Consider the following 24,274-nt stretch of genomic DNA (forward strand, 5'->3'; position numbering starts at 1 on the left):
AAAACGGAAAAGTAACTCGTATTGGGGACGAATTACTTTTCCTAATGGCAATGTTAACTCTATTATAACAACTTGTATTAATTTGGTAAATATATATTCTTAATTTTCCATAAAATCATTTAGATATTATCGTGAGGTGGTGGTTATGGCCAAAGGTAAGGTACATACATGGCTGACAAAAGAAGGGTTACTAAAAATAGAAGGATGGGCACGTGATGGACTTGTAGACGAACAAATTGCCAAAAACATCGGTATTAGTCGTGCCACGCTTAGTAACTGGAAAAAGAAACACCCACTAATTACAAGAGCATTAACTAAAGGTAAAGAGGTTGTAGATCGTGAAGTAGAAAATGCTCTTTTGAAAAAGGCACTTGGATACACGTATGAAGAAGTTATTACCATGCGGCAGGAAGTAGAAGAGGATGTTTTTCAAGACGTTGAAGTAAAACGTATTAAAAAACAAGTACCACCAGATACGACTGCTATTATTTTTTGGTTAAAGAATAGAAAACAAGATACATGGCGTGACCGTAAAGAATTTGATCATAGCGGTGAAATGAAACAAACAGTAGAGCAAACAACAGATTTAAGCAAGTTGTCAGTAGAGGAGCTGAAGCAAATTGAAAACATCCTTAAAAAAACTACCGACACTTGATGTTATTAGGAAAGAACTTGCCAGAAGGTCATTTGCTGAGTATGTGGAATACGTCCATTTTGGTAATTACCGACACTTTAGGCATACCAGATTAATATGTGACACACTGCAGCGAATTGCAGATGGTGAGCAGTTATATGTACTAATTGAAATGCCACCACGGCATGGTAAGTCAATGACAACGACGGAATCATTCCCGTCTTTTTTTATTGGTAAAAATCCAGAGAAGCGTGTAATTGTTGCTTCGTATTCAGATAATTTAGCTAGAAAGTTTGGTCGTTTGAATAAACAAAAAGTGGCCAACTTTGGTGATGAGTTATTCGGATATAGGCTATCGGATGATAATGCCGCAAAGAACGACTGGTCACTCCAGGATCATAAAGGTGGAATGATTGCAACAGGTATTGGCGGCTCCATTACTGGACAAGGTGCAGATTTATTAATCATAGATGATCCATTCAAAAATGCAGAAGAAGCCAACTCCCCTACTATACGTGAAAAAGTATGGGATGAATGGGAATCTACACTCTCTACCCGTCTTCATAAAGGTGCCTCTGTCATCATTATTATGACGCGTTGGCATGAAGATGATATTATTGGCCGTTTATTAGAGAGAAGTCCTCATGATTGGATTAGGCTACGTTTACCTGCTATTGCAGAAGATGAGGATGATTTACTTGGTCGTGAGATTGGAGAACCTCTATGTCCAGAACTTGGATACGATAAAGAATGGGCCAAAATTAAGAAGGCTGAGGTTGGTACTCGTACATGGTCATCACTATTTCAGCAGAGGCCAAGTCCAGGAGAAGGTGTAATCTTTCAGCGTCAATGGTTTGTTAAATTTTATACAGTTATTCCTTCAGATATAAGTGAACAAATGCAGTCCTGGGACTGTACGTTTAAAGATACAGAATCAAGTGACTTTGTTGTTGGCCAAGTTTGGGGTAAACGAGGTGCTGATAAGTATTTATTAGACCAAGTAAGAGACAGAATGGACTTTCCTGCTACATTACGAGCAATAAGGGCATTAACTGCTAAATGGCCACGCGCAGGAGTAAAACTTATAGAAGATAAGGCAAACGGTTCTGCGGTTATACAAACTTTACAAAGGGAAATACCTGGCATTATAGGAGTAAATCCTGAGGGTGGAAAAATCGCAAGAGCACAAGCGGCAGCACCACAGTTCGAAGCAGGTAATGTGTATTTACCAGATCCATCAATAGCTCCTTGGATTCATGATTTTATCGAAGAATTTATTGTGTTTCCAAATGGTAAGAATGATGATCAGGTAGATGGTACATCACAAGCTTTAAATAGGTGGAACATACCGCAGGAAACGAAGTATGTTGTTGCTCCTGTTATTGGGGGAATTAAGAGGAGGTGAATATTATGGGCATTAGAAATTGGTTCTCTGGTAAGAAAAACAAGAGAAACGATAAGTTAAGAGCAAATGTTTCTGCAGCTGTTCGTTCTTCTGTAAAAGGATTTCAAGGTGGTAAACAAACACAGAACAAATGGGAACAACAATTCATGTGGTATAACGGGCCTATACGACGTTCTGAGTACCGGACAAAAGATGTTATGGAAAGTCTGAGAATGATACGTGACATTGATCCGGATGCGAGTATGGCGATATGGAACTTTATTCGATTGGGTAATAGTGGCCATGAATTAGAATGCTTAAAACCTACTGGTAAACCAGACAAAGCAGCGCAGGAAGTACTTAATGATATTGCTAAACGAGTAGGAAAAATGTATGGAGGCGGTACAGATCAGCTAATTGGTGTACTATTCCTCACTGCTATTACTCAAGGTGCAATTGCATTAGAAGTGGAACTAACAGAAGGAATAGATGATGTAGTTGATTTCCATGCAATTGACCCTTCTACTTTAGATTTCCGTTTTAACAAAGAAGATAAACAATTAGAGTTGGTTCAGAAACAGGACAATGGAGAATACAAAGTCTTAAATCAAGAACAGGTATTCTATTTCCCTCTTGATCCAGACGTAAATGATCCGTATGGGCGCTCTCCTATCCTGCCAATATTGCAAATTATCTTTTTCCAGGTGCAAGTTTTACGTGATTTACAAAAGGTAGTGCACCATCAAGGACATGCTCGGTATGATATTAAAATTGTTGAAGAGTCCATAATGAAAAATATACCACCACATATACAAGGTGATCCTGATGCGGTTCAGCAATACGTCCGAGGTTATATAGACGAAGTAATAAGTATGATGAGCGAATTAGAACCAGACGATGATTTTTACCATACTGATAGCGTGGAAGTGAATATTACAGGTGGTATACAAGGTAAGTCTATGGATGTTACAAAAGTCATTGATGTAATTAACCAACGTGTAACTACTGCGTTAAAGCAGCTGCCTATTTTATTAGGTAGAAATGAGGGAACTACAGAGACACATGGTACCATTCAATGGCAAATCTATGTAGCAGGTATTGAAAACATGCAGCGTGGTATTAAGCGTTTATTAGAGCGTGCTTATAACGTAGCTCTGCAGGTGCATGGCAAACAATCTAAGGCTAGACTTACTTTTAATTCAATACGGGTTAATGACCGCGAAAAAGAAGCAAATGCCGAGAAGATTGAAACAGAAACAAAACAAGCTCAGGTTGCTGCAGGTTGGATTGATAACAACGAAGCAGCACAGCATATGGTTGGCCATGATGCAGTAGCAGAACCGCAAGCTCCCTCTGTTCCACCTGCAGTAGAAAGAGGTAAGCGGCGGCAAATGAAAAAAGAAATTAACATGCGTGCTGATTCTGAGGAAGATGAGTATGTAAAAGAAATTGATTTACCTTGGTCTTCTGAGATTGCAAAAATCACAATAAAAGCTCGTGAGGAAATGCATGCTTTACTGCAGAATCAGTTAGAAAGATATATTGATAAGTTACAAGAAGCACCGGAAGTTCCTACTCGTATATTGGTAGATATACAGCGTATGCCAAAAGGAGAACGAATTCTAGAACCTATTAAAGCGTTTATTGAATGGGTTCGTAAACATATTCTCGGTGATTCTGTTCAAGAAATTGAAGAATGGAATGAACTAGCTTATAAATGGTCTGAGCAAGCCGGATTAGTAGCAGGTGAAGAAAATTTATTTGAAATTGATCCAGAGCTTAATTTTAACTTCCGTGATGAGAAGCTGCTCCGATGGCTTGCAAATCGTGCATATAAAAGTGCAGAACTTATACAAGGCACAACAGATGAAGCTGTTATTATGACTCTCTGGGATGTAGCAGCAGAAGGAAACTATACAATTCAGAAGTTTTCCGATGCACTGCAGGAATCCTTTGAATTTAGTGATACCAGAGCAACTACAATAGCTCGTACAGAAGTAATAAACGCTTCTCGTGCAGGGCAGTTTCACTCTGATGATCAAAGTGGAATGGTAATAGGAAAAGAATGGCGTTCTGCAAGGCAACCAGATAGAACGCGTCCTGGTCATTATGATGCTAATGGACAGATTCAACCATTTGACAAACCGTTTGAAGTAGCAAATGGACAAGGTAGTCTAGAGAAACTAATGTTCCCTGGGGATGATTCTCAAGGAGCTACTGCTAGTAATCTAATTTGTTGCCGTTGCTGGTATAAGCGAATTCTACAAGGCGAGGAGAATAAATTAAAGTGATATTAAAAAAAGTAATTGTGTATTTCAAATTACGCAGTGAAAGAAAATATAGATACGAGTTATTACGTGAGATTCGCCAAGAACGTGATTACGATATTGGGAAACTACAGTTCGCAAATAGGCCTTATTCCAGACCTACATTAAGACCAAATGGAACGCGTGATATTTTAACGACGAGCCGATTTATTCAGAAATTATTGGATGAAGGTGTGCGATTCTAAAATTGCTTAGCTTGGTTTTTTTCCGAAATGCTGGCGGCACCAGAATATAGAAAAGTAAACCATAGTTTATAAAGGTATACCTTTATAAACTGTTTATTAATATCTATGAAACACAAGAAAACCACGTTTATAAAGGTTATAAAAAATAATTTATAAACGTTTATTAATCTTTGATAACTTTGCAAACACTAGGAGGTCCATATAATGTCAAAAACAAATGAACAAATTGAAAACACATTTAGTTATCATCCTCCAGAGGAAGGGCAACCAGAGAAATATGAGGCTTTACGAGAAAAGGCTAAGGAATTTGCATACTTAATCGATGAGTTATGTCCTGCTTCTCGTGAGAAATCAGTGGCTTTAACTAATTTAGAAACTGCAGTAATGTGGGCTAATGCTGCAGTTGCACGTAATTAAATCTACGTTATTTGAGAGGAGGTGAACGATTTATGAGTGAAGCAGCACAGGTTTTACATCTACCTGTTCGTTTAAGCCTTGAGCAAAACCAAGATGTTGATTTAGAACTCATTAATAGGCATACTATTGAGCCGGTTACTATGGAAGAAATATTTACGTTTAGTGGTAACTGTTCAAATGATAGACAAGATTCATATTTTACAAGGATGGACCCAACTACAACATTACGAAACTATGCAGAAGATTTAAAAACAGGTGTTTCATTATTAAATGGTCATGATATCTCTTTAGTTCCATATGGACGTAGCTATGATGGTATTCTTGTCCCTGCTGCAGATGATGCAAATAGTCTCAATGCAGTAAGAGGACACTGGTACATTATGCGAGGACTTACCTTAAATGGTGAGAATACGAATGACACTATTAAAGCTATTCAAGGCGGCATTATTAGAGATATGTCAGTTGGATTTGGTGGAGATAAAATGTCATACCGCTGCGGATCATGTGGCCGTGATTTATGGGATTGGGAATGTCCTCATATACCTGGTTTAGAAGATGAGCACGAGCGAATTTCATTTTCCTGGATTGTAGATGCTCATTTACGAGAAGTATCTACTGTATACAAAGGTTCGACACCAGGGGCCTATATTGATAAAGCGCGTGAATATGTGCAGCAGGGACAACTATCACAACAAAATATCGAAAGACTAGAACGCCAGTTCCAAGTTCGCTTGGATGACAATAAGCGTTCATTTTTTATGTCTAAAAATTCAAAGGGGGCACGTAGTGTGGGATTATTACAACAGATTACAGATGCTATTAGAGAAAACAAAGTCGAGAAACGAGAAATTTATAAATTACTTGGTGAAGAAGGAGAAACTTTCCGTCAACCAGATGATATTGCTATTCGTAATGAGCTTGGTGATAATGCCTCCGTAGCTGGTGTTAAACAACTAAAAGAAGAAGCAGAGCAAGGGCGTACTTATGCTGCTGATATGGTAAATAAAGCTGTTGAGTCACGTACTAGAGCACAAGGTGACAAATTCGATGCTGAAAAATATCGTCAAATGTTAGTTCGTGCTGCTGATTTAGATTTTGTAAAAGAAGAAATTGATACTTATGAAGCAATGGCCAAAGAGCGTTACACACCTGGTCGTCAAGTTGGTGGAGATCCATTAGGTGGAGGAGATCCAGAAGACGATGTAATTGTATCAGAACGATTTGAAGGAGGGAATAAATAATGTTTAACAAAGTAGGCGGTATTGTACCAGATAGTTATGGTTTATCACTCACTGTATTCGCACAAGATGCAACTTCAGAAAGTCCTGTTAAAGCAGGTACACCTTTAAAGTTTGCTACTACGGGACCATATCACGCTAAGAAAGCAGCTGCAGATGATGCGATTGTCATGACTGCAAAGCATACGGTTAAATCCAAAGATGCCCCTTTAGGTGTGCATGTATATGGTTATTCTCGTAATGCAGAATTCCCTTACAGTGGAGCAATTGCTATTGGCGATTCGGTTGTTGCTGATGGCAATGGTGGAGTCAAAAAGGCAGCTGCTGCAAATGGCTCTTATGTTTACTTGGTTAACAGTACGAAAAAAACAGTAGAAGTTTTACTACCTTAAAGGAGGAAGTCACATATGAAATTTAAACATAAAATTAAAAACAGTCGTGGCGAAGTGATTGAACTAGCAAACGGCACTGAATTAACAAGTGCAATTGCAGAGGCTTCTGCTAAAAACGGACGTATCGCAGGACAAGCTGGAGATTTAATTAACAAAAATAGTTCTGCTACTTTCCGTTCTTATCTTGATGCGCAAGGTGTTACGTTAAAAGATGCTATTCGCGCCTTAGGAATTAACGATATAGGTTCCCAAGAAGTACGTGCTTTGTATCAAAATGACAATACAAAACCACTATTTAACGCAGTATTAGAAGATGGTTTCCGTGAAGGATATCTTGCAGCTGGTCGTGCTTCTGAGTTAGTTGGCCAAGTAATCCCTATGGATCAAATGTCTTATCAATATTACACGCTTGAGAATAAAGATAACGATGATTTAGATTTAAGTTTCATTGGACAAGGTGCTCCAATTCCGGTTGTATCAATTAAGCTAGACACAGACCACACAATCTATGTGTATAAACGTGGCAACGGGATTGAGATTACTGACGAGGCGAAATCAATGAAATTTGATATGCTCGCTTTACATCTACGTAAACGTGGTATGCAAATTGGACGTACTGATGAGAAACTGGCAATTCAACGATTATTAAACGGTTACTTTAAAGATGGAACGGACGCTGCTCCAACAATAGGTGTAAAAACTGCGAATGATTGGAAAATCTCAGATATTTGGTATGCTACACAATACGCAAATCAAAAATATGGATTCACTTACAATCGCAGTGTTATGAATTTAAAGACTGCAGAACAATGGGCAACTCAAAAAGAAGCAAACGGGAATTTAATCTTCTTAAATGAATTGAAAAATGGAAGTATGCCAGATGTATTGCATACAACACCATTCATTTCAGAAGATGTACCAGATGGACGTATCATGCTTGTGGATACAAGATTCGCATTAGCTGAATATCAGTACAAACCATTCTCTGTCGAAAGTGACCGAAGTGTTAAAACACAAGTAGATGGATCATATGCAACTGTCACTTCTGATTTTATTCCATTCGATCCAAATGCACGTATGATTCTAACGCTTGACCAAGCTCGCTAATAAGGAGGGCTAAGATATGGCCAAAAAAGATTTAATCGCAGATATTGTTAAAGAAAATCCTTCTTTGGATCCAAAACAGTTAGATGATAACTATACAGTTCCTCAATTGGAGGATTTACAGAAGCAATTGCGAGAAGAAAAAGTTCTTCCTGAGACACCCAAATACAAATTGAAGGACCCTAACACACAGTATGCAGAATGCTATGCGGAAGGGTCTTTTACTTTGGCTGGAGATCAAGAAAAAGAACTACCTGCAGCACCATCAAAAACGCTATTAGATCGAATTGAATATGGTTTTATCGTTGAGGTGAAGTGATATGTATGCTTCTCCTGCAGTTGTAAAAGAAAGGACCTCTTTTATAGAGGTTTCTTCTCTTTCTGATGAAAAACTACAGTTATATATAGACCGTGCTGCTTCATGGATTCATAGAGAAGTGAAACGTACATTCGAAAATGAGACGAATAAACAGACACTCTCAGACCTTCTTACTGCTACCGTATTGCTCGTTGAGTATCTTTGGTACCAAGATCATCCGGAAACGAAAGAGGCGCAGCTGAGCACAGCATCTAGCGAGAAAATAGGGAATTACTCTTATACACTTCGCGATGCATTAGGTGGAAATACTGCAGATGAAATGAAATTCGGAGCAAATAGAACAGGGATTAAAGAATTAGATTTAATTCTCGACTCGTTACGGGCAAATAATACTATTACTGGCTTCAATTTTTTTGGTGTATCTGGACCATCGAGGGTGAAACGATGAGATTTGAAAGCTTGCTAGTCCATCGCTGCACTTTAATAAAACAGAACGTTATTATTGGCCAAGACGATTATGGCCGAGATATATACGGGCAGGAGAATATACCAGATGTCCATTGTCGCTTTGATCAAATAGAAAAACGAGTGACCAATAATGATAACGGTGCCGATATTATTATCCAACCAATCCTTTACTTAGCCGCTTCTCAAGAAATTGAAGAAACCATGCTGATAAAAGATATACGAGATAAGCAAGATAATTCCTTATTACCTGGTGTATATGGAGTTAAGAAATTATCCCGTGAATATAGCAAGATTAGACTCCATCATTATGAAGTGGAGTTAAAAAAGGAGCGTGATTAAATGGGGATTAACATCAATGTAAGGTTAGATCCGCAAGCGCGCCAATTCGCTAGACAAATACCAGGGAAGTTAAAAGAAGCTCGCCAAAAAGCGGTTGAAGCAGCTGGAATGGTATGGGCCGATGAAGCTAAAGAAGTAACACAAGAGGACAATCATATTGATACTTCTCTTTACATTAACTCTATCGGTTATTTAACTAATATTCCTTATACCAACAAAAGCGGTAAGGGTGAACGTGATGCTACTGAAGCAGATGTTGTTCATGAGTTGACAGAGGGTGAAGCTAAAACAAACCTAGAAATTGGCTCTGATGTTTCTTATGCTTCTCATTTAGAAAACAGATATAACATTATGGCCAGAGCATTAGATAGAGCAGAACCGCGTATGCAACAGGTAGCTGAAACGCAGGTTCGATTAATTTTAGAATAGGGGGGATATATTTGACTGATTACGTTGATCCAATCCCTCATATTGTGCGTTTCTTTAAAATATTTGGCGTTAAATGTTATGGGAACACATTCCCTTTAAAAGCAGAATATCCATCGATTTGTGTGAAGGTGGCAGGAGGTAGGGGTTTTACAAGATTACAAGTAACCTCACGCTCTGAAAAAGATGATATTGAAGCTATGAATGTATTAATAAATGCTACAAATATATTAGAACGTCATACTGCGTCCATTACAGGGTTGGAAGTCGAATGGTGTGAAAAAGAGGGTAATCCTACTCCTTCTTTTGATGCAGAAACAAATAAATTCCAAGGTTGGTGCTACATGCGCTTAGAGCACTTGGAAGCATAGAGGTGAATGAATTGACCGAAAAAAAGACAACAAAACAACAGATTTTATGTGAAGGTCCCGTCGAAGGTAACGGGGCTTTATTTTATAGATTGCGTGCTGATTTAGATATCATGCCAGGACAACTATTAGAAATCGGTAATGGTAAAAATGAAACAATTACAAAAGAAGAAGCAGAATTATTACTTGCTGCTCCTTCTTGGAACTTTAGAGAGGTGGCTAAATAATGAGTTTATATAAAGTTACTGCAAAAAATATCGTAGGTGGCGCTGGTCGTTTAGTTTGGGCTCCTTTTGGAACTACTCCTCCAGAAAAAATTGCGGATGTTATGTCTACAGCAGAGCCTTATGATCTGAAAGGACCTTGGAAAGACTTAGGTGCAACAAAAGAAGGAATTGAAATTTCTCGTGGATTTGAGACAGAAGAATTTGAAGTGGATCAATTGAAAGGCCCGGTTGATACGGAAATTACAAATTGGACCCACGCTCTTAATACACAATTAGCAGAAAATACAATTGAAAATCGTCAGTTAGCTTTAATTGGTGGTCCTATTATCGAGACTCCTCCAGAATTAGGAACATCAGTTGATACAACTGGAGAATTAGCAATTAATGCCACGATTATAACGTTCGCTGCTGCTCCTGGAGCTGATTTTAAAGCTGGCGGATATTTAAAGATCGGTAGTCAGGTTTTAAAGATTAATAAAATCTCTGGTAATTCTATCTATCTAACAGAGCCAATTACACAAGCGCAGCCTACAGCAACTAAAGTATATCCAGTGAAAAGCCTTGGAACTAAAAGAATTGGTTATGGTTCTGTAAGTAACATACCAGAAATTATGGTAGCAAATATCAGTCAAAAGAAAGATGGCGGTTTATACATGGCTGTATTCCGCAAATGTAAAGTTAGTGGTGACGAAAAAACACAGACATTCAGCAAGGAGAAACGTGTACTACCATTAGGTTTACAAGCTTTCGCTGTAGAAGGTCTACCAGAGTCAGAAAACATTTATTACGAAATTGAAGAAAGTCGATAATCTTTGAAAAAAGGTAGGAGGAAGAAATTTATGAAAAACATTTTAAATTCAATCGATGTAGACGAGCATATTGGATCAGTCACTCTATCAAATGGGAAGCAGCTACTGCTTCCTAAAATTTCTATGAAAAAAGTAATTCGTATCGTGAAATTCATTGGTGTAGATGGATTTCGTATTTATAATCAAGCACGTGAGATTATGATGGATGAAACGATAGATATTTTTGAAGCATACGCACTAATTTTAGAATCATTAAAAGAAGAACAAATCATTCATATTCTATCTATTTTACTAGACGTTTCGGATGAAGATGCATTAAAACTCGATCCAAATGAAACATTGGAAGTTTTACTTGAGTATGCTGATAAAACTGATTTAGGAAAAACTTTTACTCTAGTCCGTCAGTTAGTGAAGAAGATCTTCAACAAGGAACTGCCGGACTTCAAAACACTAATGGACAAATGGTTTCCAGAGGTAGAGGCGGAGACTCCTGGTCTGAATTTATCGAAGGAATCGTCACCTCAGTAAGCTTTGTAGCTACGCATTATTCTTATAGCGAAGAATATGTACTTGATCATACTCCAGATTGGATAAGAAGAAAGTATAACGACGCTCTAAAACAAAAGTACCAAAATTACAGAGAAACTGTATATGGTCAATTTCAGAGCTTGCTACTATTTGCGGATCAATTGCTTAATGAGGGCAAAAACTTTAATGAAATTCTTCCTCCTACACCTGAGGAAATCCAAAAAGAAGAAATAGAACAAAAACAAGAAAATAGTAAATTTACGCAAGGAACATGGTGGAAGTCTGGGTAAAGTGCCCAGACTTCTTATTTTTTTGGGAAGGAGGAGAATGAATGGGAAATGCAGGACGTTCCTCAATAGATATAACCGCAGACGACAGTCAGGCCAGACGGACCTATCGACAGTTCTTTGATTTTATAGAAGACTCCGGACGAAGAACTCAGCGTAGAATGCGTGATTTTAATCCAATGGAAGGTATTGAACGTGGAATGCGTTCGTTTAGTCCATCTGAAATATTAGATCAAGAAATAAATCGGATGGAGAACCGATTAAGTCGATTTAGTCCCGAACGGCAGATGGAATGGCAAATGAGAAGGATGGCAAGAAGTATAGCCCGTCCTATTTTAAATTTGCCAGAGCATCTGAGACCTTTTCGTAATGACTTAATTCGTACTCGTTTTGAAATACAGCGTATGGGCTTGGTCGGTACTGAATCATTGGATCAACTGGCTGATGCTGCTATAAGGTCTCAAGTTCCGTTAAGTCGGATGATGAGTGCTACAAGCAGTGGTAAAGATGCAGCGAGAGCTATTCAAGAATTAGGCGATACAACAAGAACAACCCAATTAGCCATTATGGGGCTTTCTCGTGACGGAAGAGTGCGGGTCTCAACAGAAGAAGCTCAACAACAAATGCGTCGTTTTAACGAACATGTTAGAGAGACTAGACAACGCTTAGAGCAGTTACGTGATGCCGGTGATATGGCATCTTATCATGAAGGTATGAGACAGCTTGAGCGACAAATGCGAGAAGTAGACAGAGCAATGCAAGCTGCTGCTCGTGGCGGTACTGCTTATACAAATATGTTGGATCAATTAGGGATTCATACGGCCAATACAGCTAACAGAACAGCAATTGCTATGGAGCGTATGAGAGGTAGTTTCATGCGTTCTATTGACCACATGAATGCGATGAAAACTCAATCTCAAAGAATGATGGATGCCTTAGGCGATACAAGTCATATTCAACGGATTGATAGGGCGTTTTTGCAAGTTGGGGACAGATTAGAGCGAATGGCTCGTCAAGGTACTGCAGCAAACATCGCGCTACGACAACTAGGCCCAAATGCTAGTATGAAAGACCTCATGGATCGCGTTCGATTAATTAATACTGGTCTGATGAGAACTCAACAATTAGCTATAGTAGCAGGTATTGCACTTGTTGGATTTACTACTGTAATGGCTAAAGCTTCTTTCGGTCCAGATCCTGCTGAAGTTCGTAAGCAACAAGGGAAAATACAAGAATCTTACAATGAAGCTTATAACAAGCGTTTACAAGAACTTACTGATTGGGCTGGATTATTTGAAAAAGTCGAATTAAATGCTGTTAAACCGAAAGCTTTAAAAGATAATCTACAAGCGCAAGTCACTATCTTTGAAAAATGGGTTGATAATCTAAAAGAACTGACAAGACGTGGCGTGGATAAAGGTCTAATTGCAGAGTTAGAGAAAATGGGACCGAAAGCGCTTGGTGAAATAGAAGCCTTAAATTCGATGTCAGATAAAGAGTTAAATAAATATGTGGAACTTTGGCGGCGTAAAGGTCAATTAGCACGAGAAAAAGTAACGGATGAACTTTCATATTTAAAAGAATCGACTCAAAGACAAATCCGAGAATTAGAGGATTCGCTAAAACCACTTGGTCTGGCTTGGGAGCGATTTAAAAATACCTGGTCTAAAGCAGCTGAACCATTTGTAGAAACCTGGGGACGAGTTGCAGCGACGGTTATTGATGCAGGAAATGCTGTTGGTGAATTTGTTATCAAGCTTAATGAGTTAAACCCTAGTATATCAGCAGCTGCAGGAAACTTTGCATACTTAGTAACAGCAATGACTCTTCTTTTATCTCCTATGGCTATAGGGATTGGAAGAGCAGAAGGAATGAAAGCAGCATTTAATGCTTTATGGATGGTTATTTCCCCTATGGCATTAGGATTCCTTCGTATAGTCGGCATGGCTTCGCTTATATCAGGTGCTCTCGTAATTATAGTTGGATCACTTATGAAAATGTGGGATGCTTCAGAAAAACTACGGGATTCAGTCACTAATGGATGGGACGCAATAAAATCTGCGTTTTCAGCAGGATTTAATTCGGTTAAAAGTGATTCTGAAGAAACCGTCAGTGTATGGCGACAAATGGGAGATGCACTTGCAGGAGTCGTTGATTTTATGGTGATGTGTATAAAACCATTTGCTGAAATTTTTGGTGGAATGGTTGCAAGTATCATTGAGGGCACAAAAAAGGTATCTGGTTCATTTTCTCAAGTACCACAGGGAGCACAGCATTATCAAGATTTAAAAGATAAAGCGATTCTTCATATGATGGAACTAAGAACAAAAACCGGTGAAGAAGCTGAACAAGCGAAACAAAAAACTATCCAGGCATTTCAAGAAATGACTAACGAAGTTATTAAAGAACTTGAGGGTAAAAAGGGTAAGTTTGAAATAATGTTTGCTCAATTGATGGGGGTAGTACCTGAGGGTGCTCAAAAAACATTGGAAACGGTGAAAAATAAAATTGTAGATCAAATTAATAAACAAATTGATGCTGCAAGAACTGCTAACCAGGTCCTTATGGAAGGTGTCCAAAAATATCAGGGCGACGTTGCGAAAATGCCAAAAGACTTTGCAGAACAATATCGTCAGGCTATGGCTGTAGCAGATAATAATATTAAGTTGTTCTATGATAAGGCAAGTCAACTTACCGGATTAGCTCAAAGCATAACTAAAGGCGGTATGCTGAGTGTAGAAGCTGGTAAGAAAAAAATGACTGATATTATGACTACTTTTAAAGATGGTGTCGATGCTTTAACAAAACAAACTGATGAAATGCGCGAACAACTAGAAAAAGAAGTTAAGCTCGGGAATGTTGATGCATCAGATCGTAAAGCTGCTTTAGATGCAATCGATTTATATGAGAAAAAACACGTTATGGATCTTATCGGTATTCGTAACGAAGGAACAAAAGCGTTAGAAAATAATTTAAAAGCCGAAGATGCAGCACTTGTTCTGGCAAATCCTCGTAAAAAGGAATTAGAAAAAGCTGCTTGGTATGAGAAATATAAAGAATTATTATTTGGATCAGAAACTTATGGCGAGGCTATGACTCGTTTTAATAGCGAACAAGAAAAAGCTGAAAAAGCTCATAAAGATGCACTTTCTAACTATGAAAAGCAATACGGTAGAGACAAAATTGAAAATCTAAATCAATACACTGCTGAATTATCTAAAGGTACCAAGTCTTCTATCATGTTAGCTGAAACGATGGCTAAAGAAATAGACGGTAAGATGAAAATTGATTTAGGACCTGCTGGAACATTTACTGTCCAGTCGTTTGTTGACAAACTGAAAAACGGTGAATTACAGGCGAATGATGTAGCAGTAGCTAATGCTAATAAATTAAAAGAAGTATATAAAGTTGATCTATCCGAAAGTGGTATTGCATCTATGCAGACCTTTACGCAAGCTATGGTAGGTAAAGATACTTCTGAAATTAAGCAGGCATTGGGTGTGAAGCTCTCAAATGATACAAACATTGACCTTGGAATCTATGGTCAAATGACAATCGGTACATGGATGCAGGGACTTCAAAATGGTACTTTATCGTTTGATACTGTATTTCAATATTTCCAACAACAAGTGAAAAACGGAGTAAAAGTAGATGCCACTGCAGAAGGTCAAGCTAACATGCAGACGCTTGTAAACGGGATGAATGCAGGAGCTATTTCTGTTACTCAAGCAGCTCAGCTAATCGGGCTAGATATCAAGAGCAATGCTAAAGTTGATCTTGGTTCGGAAGGTACATTCACTGTCGAATCACTTATATTAGGTATGCAAAGTAAGCAAATAGATGCCCAAACTGCTGCAACCATTATTAAAGAATTAATCGCTAATGGTGCAAAACTCGATGCTACGAAAATCGGTTCTGATATCTCTGATACTCTGGGATATGGATTAGGTTCCAATCCCTCTCCTGTTAATGCAGCAAATCAAACAAAAAATGATGTTCAGAGCATTTTAGCAACTACAACGGATGGTGGTGGTGGTGCTAAGGGTGGCACTGAAGTTGGAGACGGAATTATGTCGAAGCGTGGTTATATCAAAGGGAGCGCTTTAGATGTAATAGCTGCAGCGCATGATGGGTTAAACACAATTGATGGTAATCCAGCAGGACTAAAAGGTGGAGTTGGTTTTCATACGAGTTTGAGCGGTACGAAAGGCGCGGCTCAAACTGCTGGTTCAAATGTTGCAGAAGGCGGAAAAAGTGGAATGAGTGGTGTTTCTGGTTGGGAAGGAATCGGTTCAAAACAAGGTAAAGAATATGGAGGGGGAATAGATAGTTCTATGAGTGGTGTTAAAAGTATAGCTGGTGGATGGATTGATAAAATCAAAAAGCTCTTTGATTTTACGTTAAAATTGCCAGATATACAATTAGGGAAATTACCACGATTACCGCAACCGAGAATTAGTGGTAGTTTTAGTTTAACCCCTCCATCTGTACCTAGTATTGAATGGCATAAATACGGTGGATTCTTCGATTCAGCTAGAATCATTGGTATCGGTGAAGCTGGTCCAGAAGCAGCGGTACCGCTTGTTGGTCGTCGTATGGACCCATTTGCAGATGCAGTATTTAACCGATTTGCTCAGCAATTCGGGGGCGCATTTGGTGGTGGGACCCCATCTGGTAATAGAGAGGGCAATTTAACTGTTCATTTAACAGCTTTAATGGATGGTAAATCAGTGGCAGAAATAACGACGCCATATACAACAGAAATACAAAGAAGAGAAAAAGAAATAAGTGATCAATTTTAAGGAGGGTGCTCATGGGTCAATATCAAAGCTTTACATTTAATAACCAAAGAAGAAACTATATTTTAATGCCTAGAGGTCGTAAAAGGCCTGCTTGGGCACCTGTCAAACGTAATTTCTTAAACATTCCAGGATATCCAGGTGCAAGGTTATTAAATACAGAAGTTGAGGCACGTCAAATTGATGTGCCTCTTATTGTTAAAGCGCAAGACATTGCTGATTTACAAAAAGTCAAAGAAGATTTAGCAGATTGGTTAATTACAGAACAGGAATGTGAACTGATTTTTGATGATGAACCAGATCGTACTTATTTAGCCACTGTAGATGGCTCTTTTGACGCAGAAGAATTAGTCAATCGAGGAAAAGGTGTAGTTACATTTATTTGTGGAATGCCATATAAATTAGGGCCTAATAAAACAGCAGAATTTCAATCAGGTGAGCGTGGGTTAATAGCAAATGTTCAAAACAAAGGAACTGTTCATTCTAATCCTATTATTGAGATTGAAGTTACGAAACCAAACACTTTTTTAGATGTATGGTTCGGTGGGGTATCTTTAAGTGATCGAGATTATTTTCGTATCGGGATGCCACTAAAAACTGTGGAAAAGCCTGTAGAAAGAAATCAACGTATAGTATGGGATGAAATGGCCACTACTGTTGGATGGAGTAAAGTCAGCACAATGGAAGATGGTGAGCCCGTCGGCGAAATGAAATCAGATAAATATCAATTTTATTGTTCTGATTTTGGTACTGGAACAGGTAAAGGGTGGCATGGTGCAGCTGTTAAAAAGAGTATACCTGGTGGACCCGTACAAGATTTTATTATGCAAGCCTATGTTACTTGTAAGAGTAAGAAAATCAATGAAATGGGACGAGTTGAGATAGCAATACTCGATGAAAATAGTAAGGTGCTTTCAAAAATTGCTATGTCTGATGTGTTTTGGCAAGCTGAACAAAATTTTGGAACGATGGTAATTGGATATGATAATAAGCCAGGGAAAATAGGTTTAATTTATGAGAGTGGTGATTATCCGAATACATGGAATCAGTATTATGGTAGGTTGTGGATCGCTAGAACAGGTAATGATTGGGAAGCTTATATTTCAAAATTTCTTCCTGGAACAGAAAAAGATGATTCAGAACGCTTTGCAAGATGGACCGATAAAGACAATAAACATATGGAAAAAGCAGCTCAAATACAGATTAGTATCATGCAGTGGCAAGATGTTCCACCAGTAGAAGCGATGACAGTTTCTGATTTAAAATTTTGGAAAGTGAATTTAAATACTTCAAATACACCGCCTTATATAGTTGATGTTGGCGACAAAGTTGTAATTGATACTGAAAATAGTCATGTAACGATTGAAGGTAAGGATGCAATTAATATTAAGGACTTTTTCAGTAATTTTCCTGTCATTAATAAAGGTGCTAATACATTAGAAATCATGCCTTCTGATATCGGAAAAGCAAAGGTTAAATATAGGGAGCGTTTTAGATGAGAACACCCAGCGGATTACTTCATGTTATTGATTTTAAAACGAGCCAGATTGTTTCAGCTATACAACCAAAAGATTATTGGGATGATAAACGTCATTGGGAAATCAAGAATAATATCGATACTTTAGAGTTTAAAGTATTTGATAACACGAAATATGCCGCAACACTTATGCAACAAAACTTAGTATTAAAAGAAGTGCGTGATGGTCGTATTGTTCCTTATGTTATCAATAACGAAGCCGAAAGAAATTCAAAGGATAGAACTCTTACTGTGCGAGCTTCTGGCGCTTGGGTTCAAATAGCCAAAGACGGAATTATAAAACCTCAACGTATAGAGAGTGAAACAGTTAATACGTTTATTGATATTGCTCTTAAAGATTCAAAATGGCAACGTGGAATAACAGATTATTCATCCTTCCACACTATGACTATTGACGAATTTATCGATCCTCTCACTTTATTAAAGAAAATTGCTGCTTTGTTTGAGTTAGAAATCCAATATCGCGTCGAAGTAATGGGTTCCAAAATTACTGGCTGGTACGTAGATATGATAAAGAAGCGAGGCCGAGAAACTGGCAAGGAAGTAACTCTAGGAAAAGATTTAGTTGGCCTTAGAAGAATTGAGCATTCTAGAGATATTTGCACAGCACTTGTGGGTTTTGTACGAGGTGAAGGTGACAAACTTATCACGGTTGAGAGCATCAATAAGGGACTCCCTTACATCGTTGATAATGACGCATTTCAGCGATGGAATCAGCACGGGAAACATAAATTCGGTTTCTATACACCAGAAACATCAAACCAAGATATGACTCCAGAGCGACTTATGACTCTCATGAAAACAGAATTAGGGAAGCGAGTCAATTCTTCAGTTTCTTATGAAGTAGAGGCACAATCTATTGGACGTATTTTCGGACTAGCACATGAACTAATTAACGAGGGCGATACTATCCGAATAAAAGATACGGGCTTCACACCTAAGTTATACCTGGAAGCACGTGTAATTGCTGGTGATGAATCTTTTACGGATCCTACACAAGATAAATATGTGTTTGGTGATTATCGCGAAATTACTGATCCAAATGAAGAACTACGAAAAATATATAATCGTATTCTTAGTTCACTAGGGAGTAAGCAAGAACTGATAGATCAGTTAGATAAATTAGTGAAAGATGCAAATGAAACAGCTAGTGATGCTAAGAAAGAATCCGAAGCAGCGAAAACATTGGCTGAAAAAGTGCAAGAGAATCTTAAAAATAACACGGTAGACATCATTGAAGCTAAGAATCCACCGACAACAGGACTTAAACCTTATAAGACACTTTGGCGTGATATTAGCAATGGAAAGCCTGGTATTTTAAAAATATGGACAGGCACAGCTTGGGAATCGGTTGTACCTGATGTTGAATCCGTTAAGAAAGAAACACTCGATCGGGTGAATAAAGATATTGAGTCCGCCAAAACGGAATTAAATCAAAAAGTTCAAAGTGTAGAAGGTAAAGCGCAAGAGATAGCTGGACAAATAGTGGATGTTCAAAAGCAAGTCAATGGAAAAGTGGATCAAACATGGGTTAATACACAGTTAAAAGATAAAGCCGATAAATCTGGAGTGTTTACAAAAGAGGAAATTAACAATGGATTTATTGGTAAACAAATCTATGAAACTGATAAACAAGGGAACGTGCAGAAATTCAAGGATATTAATACATCTATTAGTCAAACGAATGAAGCTCTTAAACAAAAAGCAGAGAATTCAGAGCTAACGAAAACAAACGATGGCTTAACTAAACTGCAAAACAAAACAAATGAAATTGAAACAACAGCTAATGGCACTAGACAAAAGTTAAGCGAACTAGAGACTACTGTTAATAATACAAATGTCGGTGTAAGAAATTATGTCCTTGATTCTGATAAATATATATATCCACCTAGTACTATGCAAAATTTTAAATTTGTAAATGATTTAAAAGACTTACAAGGTAAACAGGTTACACTGAGTGTTTCTGTTGAAATTAAAAATGCTAAAACGGGTGTTAGTCCAAATAATAGAATTGGCTTTGAACCTTCTATACGATATTCCGATAATTCAATTCAACATCTAGGTGCTTGGTTACGAATAACAGATGGTATGAATTTTAAAGGCATCATAAGTACAACTGTGTGGATTAAAGATATAGAAGTTTTAAAAACAGAACAGAATGCAGTGTATATCCAATGTGGCGGTGACTATGTAAAAGTAGGTAGACCTAAAATAGAAATCGGAAACAAAGTAACAGATTGGACACCAGCGCCAGAAGATCAAGTAACAACAACTGATTTTACTAAAAAGACGGTAGAAATTGAGACTACTATTAAGGGTATTAATACTTCTGTTAGCAATATTCAAAATGAACAAGGAAAGCTCGCAGAACGTGTTACTAAATCAGAACAAACCGCAGATGGATTTAAGCAATCTATTGAATCGTTAACTAAAAAAGATAATGATATTAGCAATAAATTAAATACAGTAGAGCAAACTGTGGAAGGCACAAAAAAGACAATTTCCGATGTGCAGCAAACAACAACTGAGCTTAAGAAAACAACAACTGACATTAAAGAAGAAGCTGGGAAAATTTCAACAAAGTTAGAACAGATTGAGGCGCGTGCTGTAGGTGGTGAAAACTGTCTAATCAATACAGGACCAAATGAAAGACCTCAAACAATCGGGATGATCGGTGGCGCGGTATTGAATAAAGTTACATCATTTGTTCAGCCTGGCGAATACGTAGCGATTGAATGTCAAGATCATACAGACGCCTTTTATCAATTCCATCTAGATAATACTAAGATAGGAGACTTTGAAAAAGAGAAAGATATAACAATATCTTTAGACATTCAAAATGATGTGCTTTTAGATTTTATTTTATTCCAATACATCAACGGATCGTGGAGTGAGTCAGTACAAAAGCCTGTGCCAGCTAAAGACTGGCGTCGTGAGTCATGGACGTTTAAAATCGATGTTCGTGCTACTGGTTGGGGATTTAGAATTCGTTTTGCTAGAAATGAAGCATCTAAAGGGAAAAGGTTCCGTTTCAAGAAAGCTAAACTTGAAAAAGGATCTGTTCCAACAGACTTCAGCAAGTCAACATATGAGCTAGAGCAAAGTGTGGATGGTGTAAAAACTACTGTAACTAAGGTGCAGGATAGCCAAGCCGGATTCGAAAAGCGTATGACTACAGTAGAACAAACAGCATCTGGGTTATCTTCCACAGTGAGCAATTTAAATAATGTAGTATCAGATCAAGGGAAAAAGCTTACTGATGCAAATACAAAACTCGAACAACAGGCAACAGCAATCGGTGCGAAAGTCGAGCTTAAACAAGTAGAGGATTATGTTGCTGGATTTAAGATACCTGAATTGAAGCAAACGGTTGATAAAAATAAACAAGATTTGTTGGGCGAACTAGCTAATAAACTTGCAACTGAGCAATTTAATCAAAAAATGACTTTGATTGATAACCGCTTTACTATCAATGAACAGGGTATCAATGCCTCGGCCAAAAAGACAGAGGTATATACAAAAGATCAAGCAAATGGGCAATTTGCCACATCATCTTATGTAAGAGATATGGAAACCCGTCTTCAGTTAACAGAAAAGGGCGTTAGTATATCTGTAAAAGAAAATGATGTAATCGCAGCATTCAATATGAGTAAAGAAAACATTACTTTGAATGCGAATAGGATTAACTTAAGAGGTTTTATTACAGCGGATCATATCAAGGGGCAAGTTTTAGAAGGAGTAACACTTAAAACGAGTGGAAACAGATTTGTTGAAATAAATAAGCAAGACATGAAAATATTTGATTTAGATAGACCGCGTGGATATATGGGATTTATGGAAACAAATGATGGAAGTATTCAACCTTCACTTGTTCTTGGTTCTGATAATAGAAAGTTCGCTGGTACAGGATCGTTCTATATTTATCAAGTCATGCCGCGAATTAATGGAGTCGAACAACCTTCTAAAGCGTGGGCAACATTTGGAGTTTCAAAAGGAGAAACTGCAGAAGGTACTAATAGATGGTCATCATATATTAATATGCAAAATGATGGTGGTCATCTGAGCGCATATGCAGATGGGCAATTTCGTTTTAAAAACTTGAATGATATTATCTTTGAATCTGAAGGATGGGCTCCAGGAGCGGGTTATTTTTTTGTAACTACAACTGAACCGCATGTTTTTACAAATAACTGGGGGCAGTTTACTTTCAAAAGAAAAGGCAGTGACTATAAAATACATTTCGTAAACGGCGCCAACGATCATGATTTAATCCTAGGGAATGCAATGATAAGATCAAGCATTGTGCAAGGTTATAACAATGGCTTGCAGATTAAAGATATGATGGGTCAGGGATGGAAAGATATAGAATTAAGAACACTACGAGCTAAAGAAAATATATCTGCTACAGGGCGTATGTGGGCGCAAGAATTTATCCCTAATTCTTCTCGTACGCTTAAAACGGACATAGAAGACCTTCCATTCTCTGCTTTAGATAAAATCAACTCTGTAAACATCAAACAGTATCACTTTATAAGAGATGTTGAACGCTTCGAGTCAGGGGAGTCTATTACACTTCCAATTAATTACGGTATGATTGCGGAGGAATCTGACGATGTATTCACCACACCACAGAAAGACGCTGTAACACTTTATAGCTCGGTTGCAATTTCTATTCAAGGAATACAAGAAGTTGACTTTAAAGTTAAAAATCTTCAATTTGACCACGGTATGTTGAAGCAGGAAGTTCATACTCTTAAAGAACAACTTGAAGCAGAAAAACTTGAGAAAGTTTCAATGAAAGCTGAAATTGCTGAATTAAAGGTATTAGTACAACAATTAATAAATGAGGAACCAAAGCAGCCATAAGCTGTTTTTTATTTTGCATAAAATACGGCTTTTATAAGAAAAGAGGGACAAATAGATGTCTCTCTTTTTATTTTGAAATGAGGTGGTCAAAATGGAAGGGTTACAAGATGTAAGAAACGATGTTCAAGAAATTAAGCAAGAGATCAAGGACATTCGTTTAGAGATTAAAGGGTTAGAAATACGAACAACTGGTAACGAGAAAGATATTGATAATATCAACAAACAGTTAGATAAAATCAGCGCCAATACTACCTGGATTTTACGACTTATCGTTGGTGGGATTGTTGGAGCAGCTCTCACTTTCTTTTTGAAGGGAGGTGGTATGTAATGTTTGAAATTACTGTAATGATTGCAATTGTAGTAGGTCTTTCACAGATTGGAAAAACAATTGGATTACAAACAAAATATGTTCCGTTACTAAATTTAACGCTTGGCATTATGCTAGGCGTTTTATTTATGGGCGGAGATATCAAAACAAATGTATTCCAGGGAATCATCATTGGACTATCAGCAAGTGGATTATTTGACCATACAAAAATTATGAAAAAGGATGTTGATGCTAAATGAAAAAGACAATGAAACATATTACCTCGTTACTTATGATTCTAGTACTTGCTGTTTCTTTTGCTACAAGTGCTTTTGCTGATAGAACGCTTATTATTCCTGATTTACCGAAACAACCTTACCGTTATGGGGTAGGTGCTTATGAGGGCGTTGTAGCGCATTCTACAGCAACTCCAGAAGCTCCAGCTATTAACATTCAAAAATATGAGTCTCGAACATGGAGAAATGCATTTGTTCACTATGCAGTCGATTGGGACGAAACAATCCAAATTGCTGATACAAAATACATTGCTTATGGTGGCGGTCCTGCTGCTAATAAACGATTTGTACATGTAGAGTTATGCGAAACAGCGGACTATACAAAATTCAAACGCAGCTATGACAAATACGTTAAGTTACTAGCTAAAATCTTACGTGACCGTGGTTTATCTGTAGAAAAAGGATTGTGGACACATAGCGATGTAACTCATTACCTTGGCGGTACGGATCATGAAGATCCAATTGATTACTTAAAGTCTCATGGCGTTTCAGAAGCTCAATTTAGAGCAGATGTACAAAGAGCATACAATAATTCTAGTGTAGATGTTTCTGTTCCTGAGAAGCCATCTAAACCATCGGAAGTACCAACAGCAGTAACAGACGGTATCGCCTATATTGAAGGTTACAACGTTAACTTACGTAAAGGACCAGGTACAAGCTATTCTAAAATTCGTCAACTAAACAAACCAGAATCTTATATTGTGTGGGCGGAAAAAGATGGTTGGTTAAATCTTGGTGGAGATCAGTGGATTAATAATGATCCATCTTATGTTAAGTTTAATAAGAAAAGTACAGTAGATTCTTCTATTGTTGGAAAGCGTGTTGTTTCAAAAGTTAACAATCTACGTTTCTATGATGCTCCATCTTGGCAGGATAAAGATGTGGCTGGTTCTGTAGATGCAGGATTAGGATTTACAATTGATGCGAAAGTAAATGTAAATGGTTCACTGCAATATAAAGTACACAATAGCAAAGGTAAAACATACTATATCACAGCAAGTGAAGCCTATGTGTATG

The 24,274-nt window shown here is 37.7% G+C and carries 22 protein-coding genes; all 22 read left to right on the forward strand.

All coding sequences use genetic code 11. The features are described from left to right. Nucleotides 1-145 precede the first annotated feature (145 nt). Entirely contained in the window at nucleotides 146-655 is a 510-nt protein-coding gene (locus JFU02_RS01545; RefSeq protein ID WP_201069474.1) for a hypothetical protein, read from the forward strand. After that, on the forward strand, nucleotides 621-2,039 hold the full coding sequence (gene terL, locus JFU02_RS01550) for a phage terminase large subunit (RefSeq protein WP_201069475.1): 1,419 nt from the start codon (nucleotides 621-623) through the stop codon (nucleotides 2,037-2,039). Before JFU02_RS01545 ends, terL begins: the two co-directional genes overlap by 35 nt. 5 nt (nucleotides 2,040-2,044) lie before the next feature. After that, nucleotides 2,045-4,309, forward strand: coding sequence for a phage minor head protein (locus JFU02_RS01555; protein ID WP_201069476.1), 2,265 nt, complete (start codon nucleotides 2,045-2,047; stop codon nucleotides 4,307-4,309). Then, nucleotides 4,306-4,530, forward strand: a complete 225-nt coding sequence (locus JFU02_RS01560) for a hypothetical protein (protein WP_201069477.1) — start codon at nucleotides 4,306-4,308, stop codon at nucleotides 4,528-4,530. The genes JFU02_RS01555 and JFU02_RS01560 overlap by 4 nt, the downstream gene beginning before the upstream one ends. Before the next feature lie 204 nt (nucleotides 4,531-4,734). After that, a complete protein-coding gene (locus JFU02_RS01565) occupies nucleotides 4,735-4,947 on the forward strand; it encodes an Acb2/Tad1 domain-containing protein (RefSeq protein WP_130067788.1) in 213 nt (70 codons plus the stop codon). A 32-nt stretch (nucleotides 4,948-4,979) separates the two neighbouring features. After that, the gene (locus tag JFU02_RS01570; RefSeq protein WP_201069478.1) at nucleotides 4,980-6,188 is read left to right on the forward strand and encodes a hypothetical protein; all 1,209 of its coding nucleotides are present in this window, start codon (nucleotides 4,980-4,982) and stop codon (nucleotides 6,186-6,188) included. Then, nucleotides 6,188-6,577: a hypothetical protein gene (locus JFU02_RS01575; RefSeq protein WP_201069479.1), complete on the forward strand. Its 390-nt coding sequence runs from the start codon at nucleotides 6,188-6,190 to the stop codon at nucleotides 6,575-6,577. The genes JFU02_RS01570 and JFU02_RS01575 overlap by 1 nt, the downstream gene beginning before the upstream one ends. Before the next feature lie 15 nt (nucleotides 6,578-6,592). Continuing rightward, nucleotides 6,593-7,684: a phage major capsid protein gene (locus JFU02_RS01580; RefSeq protein ID WP_201069480.1), complete on the forward strand. Its 1,092-nt coding sequence runs from the start codon at nucleotides 6,593-6,595 to the stop codon at nucleotides 7,682-7,684. Nucleotides 7,685-7,700: 16 nt separating this feature from the next. Next, nucleotides 7,701-8,000: a hypothetical protein gene (locus tag JFU02_RS01585; protein ID WP_130067792.1), complete on the forward strand. Its 300-nt coding sequence runs from the start codon at nucleotides 7,701-7,703 to the stop codon at nucleotides 7,998-8,000. 1 nt (nucleotide 8,001) lies between these two features. Further along, complete coding sequence (locus JFU02_RS01590) at nucleotides 8,002-8,448, forward strand: head-tail connector protein (RefSeq protein ID WP_201069481.1); 447 nt, start codon at nucleotides 8,002-8,004, stop codon at nucleotides 8,446-8,448. Beyond that, nucleotides 8,445-8,807, forward strand: coding sequence for a hypothetical protein (locus JFU02_RS01595; RefSeq protein ID WP_201069482.1), 363 nt, complete (start codon nucleotides 8,445-8,447; stop codon nucleotides 8,805-8,807). Before JFU02_RS01590 ends, JFU02_RS01595 begins: the two co-directional genes overlap by 4 nt. Next, nucleotides 8,808-9,236, forward strand: coding sequence for a hypothetical protein (locus tag JFU02_RS01600; protein ID WP_207193664.1), 429 nt, complete (start codon nucleotides 8,808-8,810; stop codon nucleotides 9,234-9,236). 11 nt (nucleotides 9,237-9,247) lie between these two features. Continuing rightward, nucleotides 9,248-9,604: a hypothetical protein gene (locus tag JFU02_RS01605; protein WP_130067795.1), complete on the forward strand. Its 357-nt coding sequence runs from the start codon at nucleotides 9,248-9,250 to the stop codon at nucleotides 9,602-9,604. Between the two features lie 11 nt (nucleotides 9,605-9,615). Beyond that, nucleotides 9,616-9,828, forward strand: coding sequence for a hypothetical protein (locus tag JFU02_RS01610; protein ID WP_130067796.1), 213 nt, complete (start codon nucleotides 9,616-9,618; stop codon nucleotides 9,826-9,828). Beyond that, nucleotides 9,828-10,637 (forward strand): hypothetical protein, encoded by an 810-nt coding sequence (locus JFU02_RS01615; protein WP_207193665.1) that lies wholly within the window; start codon nucleotides 9,828-9,830, stop codon nucleotides 10,635-10,637. The genes JFU02_RS01610 and JFU02_RS01615 overlap by 1 nt, the downstream gene beginning before the upstream one ends. Before the next feature lie 30 nt (nucleotides 10,638-10,667). Beyond that, a complete protein-coding gene (locus JFU02_RS01620; protein ID WP_201069483.1) occupies nucleotides 10,668-11,165 on the forward strand; it encodes a hypothetical protein in 498 nt (165 codons plus the stop codon). A 331-nt stretch (nucleotides 11,166-11,496) separates the two neighbouring features. After that, entirely contained in the window at nucleotides 11,497-16,254 is a 4,758-nt protein-coding gene (locus tag JFU02_RS01625; RefSeq protein WP_201069484.1) for a phage tail tape measure protein, read from the forward strand. 11 nt (nucleotides 16,255-16,265) lie between these two features. After that, complete coding sequence (locus tag JFU02_RS01630) at nucleotides 16,266-17,750, forward strand: distal tail protein Dit (protein ID WP_201069485.1); 1,485 nt, start codon at nucleotides 16,266-16,268, stop codon at nucleotides 17,748-17,750. Next, a complete protein-coding gene (locus JFU02_RS01635) occupies nucleotides 17,747-22,654 on the forward strand; it encodes a phage tail spike protein (protein WP_201069486.1) in 4,908 nt (1,635 codons plus the stop codon). Before JFU02_RS01630 ends, JFU02_RS01635 begins: the two co-directional genes overlap by 4 nt. A 91-nt stretch (nucleotides 22,655-22,745) precedes the next feature. Then, nucleotides 22,746-22,982, forward strand: a complete 237-nt coding sequence (locus JFU02_RS01640) for a hemolysin XhlA family protein (RefSeq protein WP_000398730.1) — start codon at nucleotides 22,746-22,748, stop codon at nucleotides 22,980-22,982. Then, the gene (locus tag JFU02_RS01645; protein WP_086874390.1) at nucleotides 22,982-23,221 is read left to right on the forward strand and encodes a holin; all 240 of its coding nucleotides are present in this window, start codon (nucleotides 22,982-22,984) and stop codon (nucleotides 23,219-23,221) included. Before JFU02_RS01640 ends, JFU02_RS01645 begins: the two co-directional genes overlap by 1 nt. Beyond that, nucleotides 23,218-24,274: N-acetylmuramoyl-L-alanine amidase (locus JFU02_RS01650; RefSeq protein WP_201069487.1), on the forward strand; the 1,057-nt coding region annotated here is incomplete at its 3' end. The genes JFU02_RS01645 and JFU02_RS01650, both read left to right, overlap by 4 nt.

The sequence above is a fragment of the Bacillus sp. TH13 genome (assembly GCF_016651175.1).
Taxonomy (GTDB): Bacteria; Bacillota; Bacilli; order Bacillales; family Bacillaceae_G; genus Bacillus_A; species Bacillus_A thuringiensis_S.

Coding starts and splice junctions, on each gene's coding strand:
- JFU02_RS01545 (WP_201069474.1), top strand. CDS start 146: ATGGCCAAAGGTAAGGTACATACATGGCTGACAAAAGAAGGGTTACTA.
- JFU02_RS01555 (WP_201069476.1), top strand. CDS start 2,045: ATGGGCATTAGAAATTGGTTCTCTGGTAAGAAAAACAAGAGAAACGAT.
- JFU02_RS01565 (WP_130067788.1), top strand. CDS start 4,735: ATGTCAAAAACAAATGAACAAATTGAAAACACATTTAGTTATCATCCT.
- JFU02_RS01570 (WP_201069478.1), top strand. CDS start 4,980: ATGAGTGAAGCAGCACAGGTTTTACATCTACCTGTTCGTTTAAGCCTT.
- JFU02_RS01575 (WP_201069479.1), top strand. CDS start 6,188: ATGTTTAACAAAGTAGGCGGTATTGTACCAGATAGTTATGGTTTATCA.
- JFU02_RS01580 (WP_201069480.1), top strand. CDS start 6,593: ATGAAATTTAAACATAAAATTAAAAACAGTCGTGGCGAAGTGATTGAA.
- JFU02_RS01585 (WP_130067792.1), top strand. CDS start 7,701: ATGGCCAAAAAAGATTTAATCGCAGATATTGTTAAAGAAAATCCTTCT.
- JFU02_RS01590 (WP_201069481.1), top strand. CDS start 8,002: ATGTATGCTTCTCCTGCAGTTGTAAAAGAAAGGACCTCTTTTATAGAG.
- JFU02_RS01595 (WP_201069482.1), top strand. CDS start 8,445: ATGAGATTTGAAAGCTTGCTAGTCCATCGCTGCACTTTAATAAAACAG.
- JFU02_RS01600 (WP_207193664.1), top strand. CDS start 8,808: ATGGGGATTAACATCAATGTAAGGTTAGATCCGCAAGCGCGCCAATTC.
- JFU02_RS01615 (WP_207193665.1), top strand. CDS start 9,828: ATGAGTTTATATAAAGTTACTGCAAAAAATATCGTAGGTGGCGCTGGT.
- JFU02_RS01620 (WP_201069483.1), top strand. CDS start 10,668: ATGAAAAACATTTTAAATTCAATCGATGTAGACGAGCATATTGGATCA.
- JFU02_RS01625 (WP_201069484.1), top strand. CDS start 11,497: ATGGGAAATGCAGGACGTTCCTCAATAGATATAACCGCAGACGACAGT.
- JFU02_RS01630 (WP_201069485.1), top strand. CDS start 16,266: ATGGGTCAATATCAAAGCTTTACATTTAATAACCAAAGAAGAAACTAT.
- JFU02_RS01635 (WP_201069486.1), top strand. CDS start 17,747: ATGAGAACACCCAGCGGATTACTTCATGTTATTGATTTTAAAACGAGC.
- JFU02_RS01640 (WP_000398730.1), top strand. CDS start 22,746: ATGGAAGGGTTACAAGATGTAAGAAACGATGTTCAAGAAATTAAGCAA.
- JFU02_RS01645 (WP_086874390.1), top strand. CDS start 22,982: ATGTTTGAAATTACTGTAATGATTGCAATTGTAGTAGGTCTTTCACAG.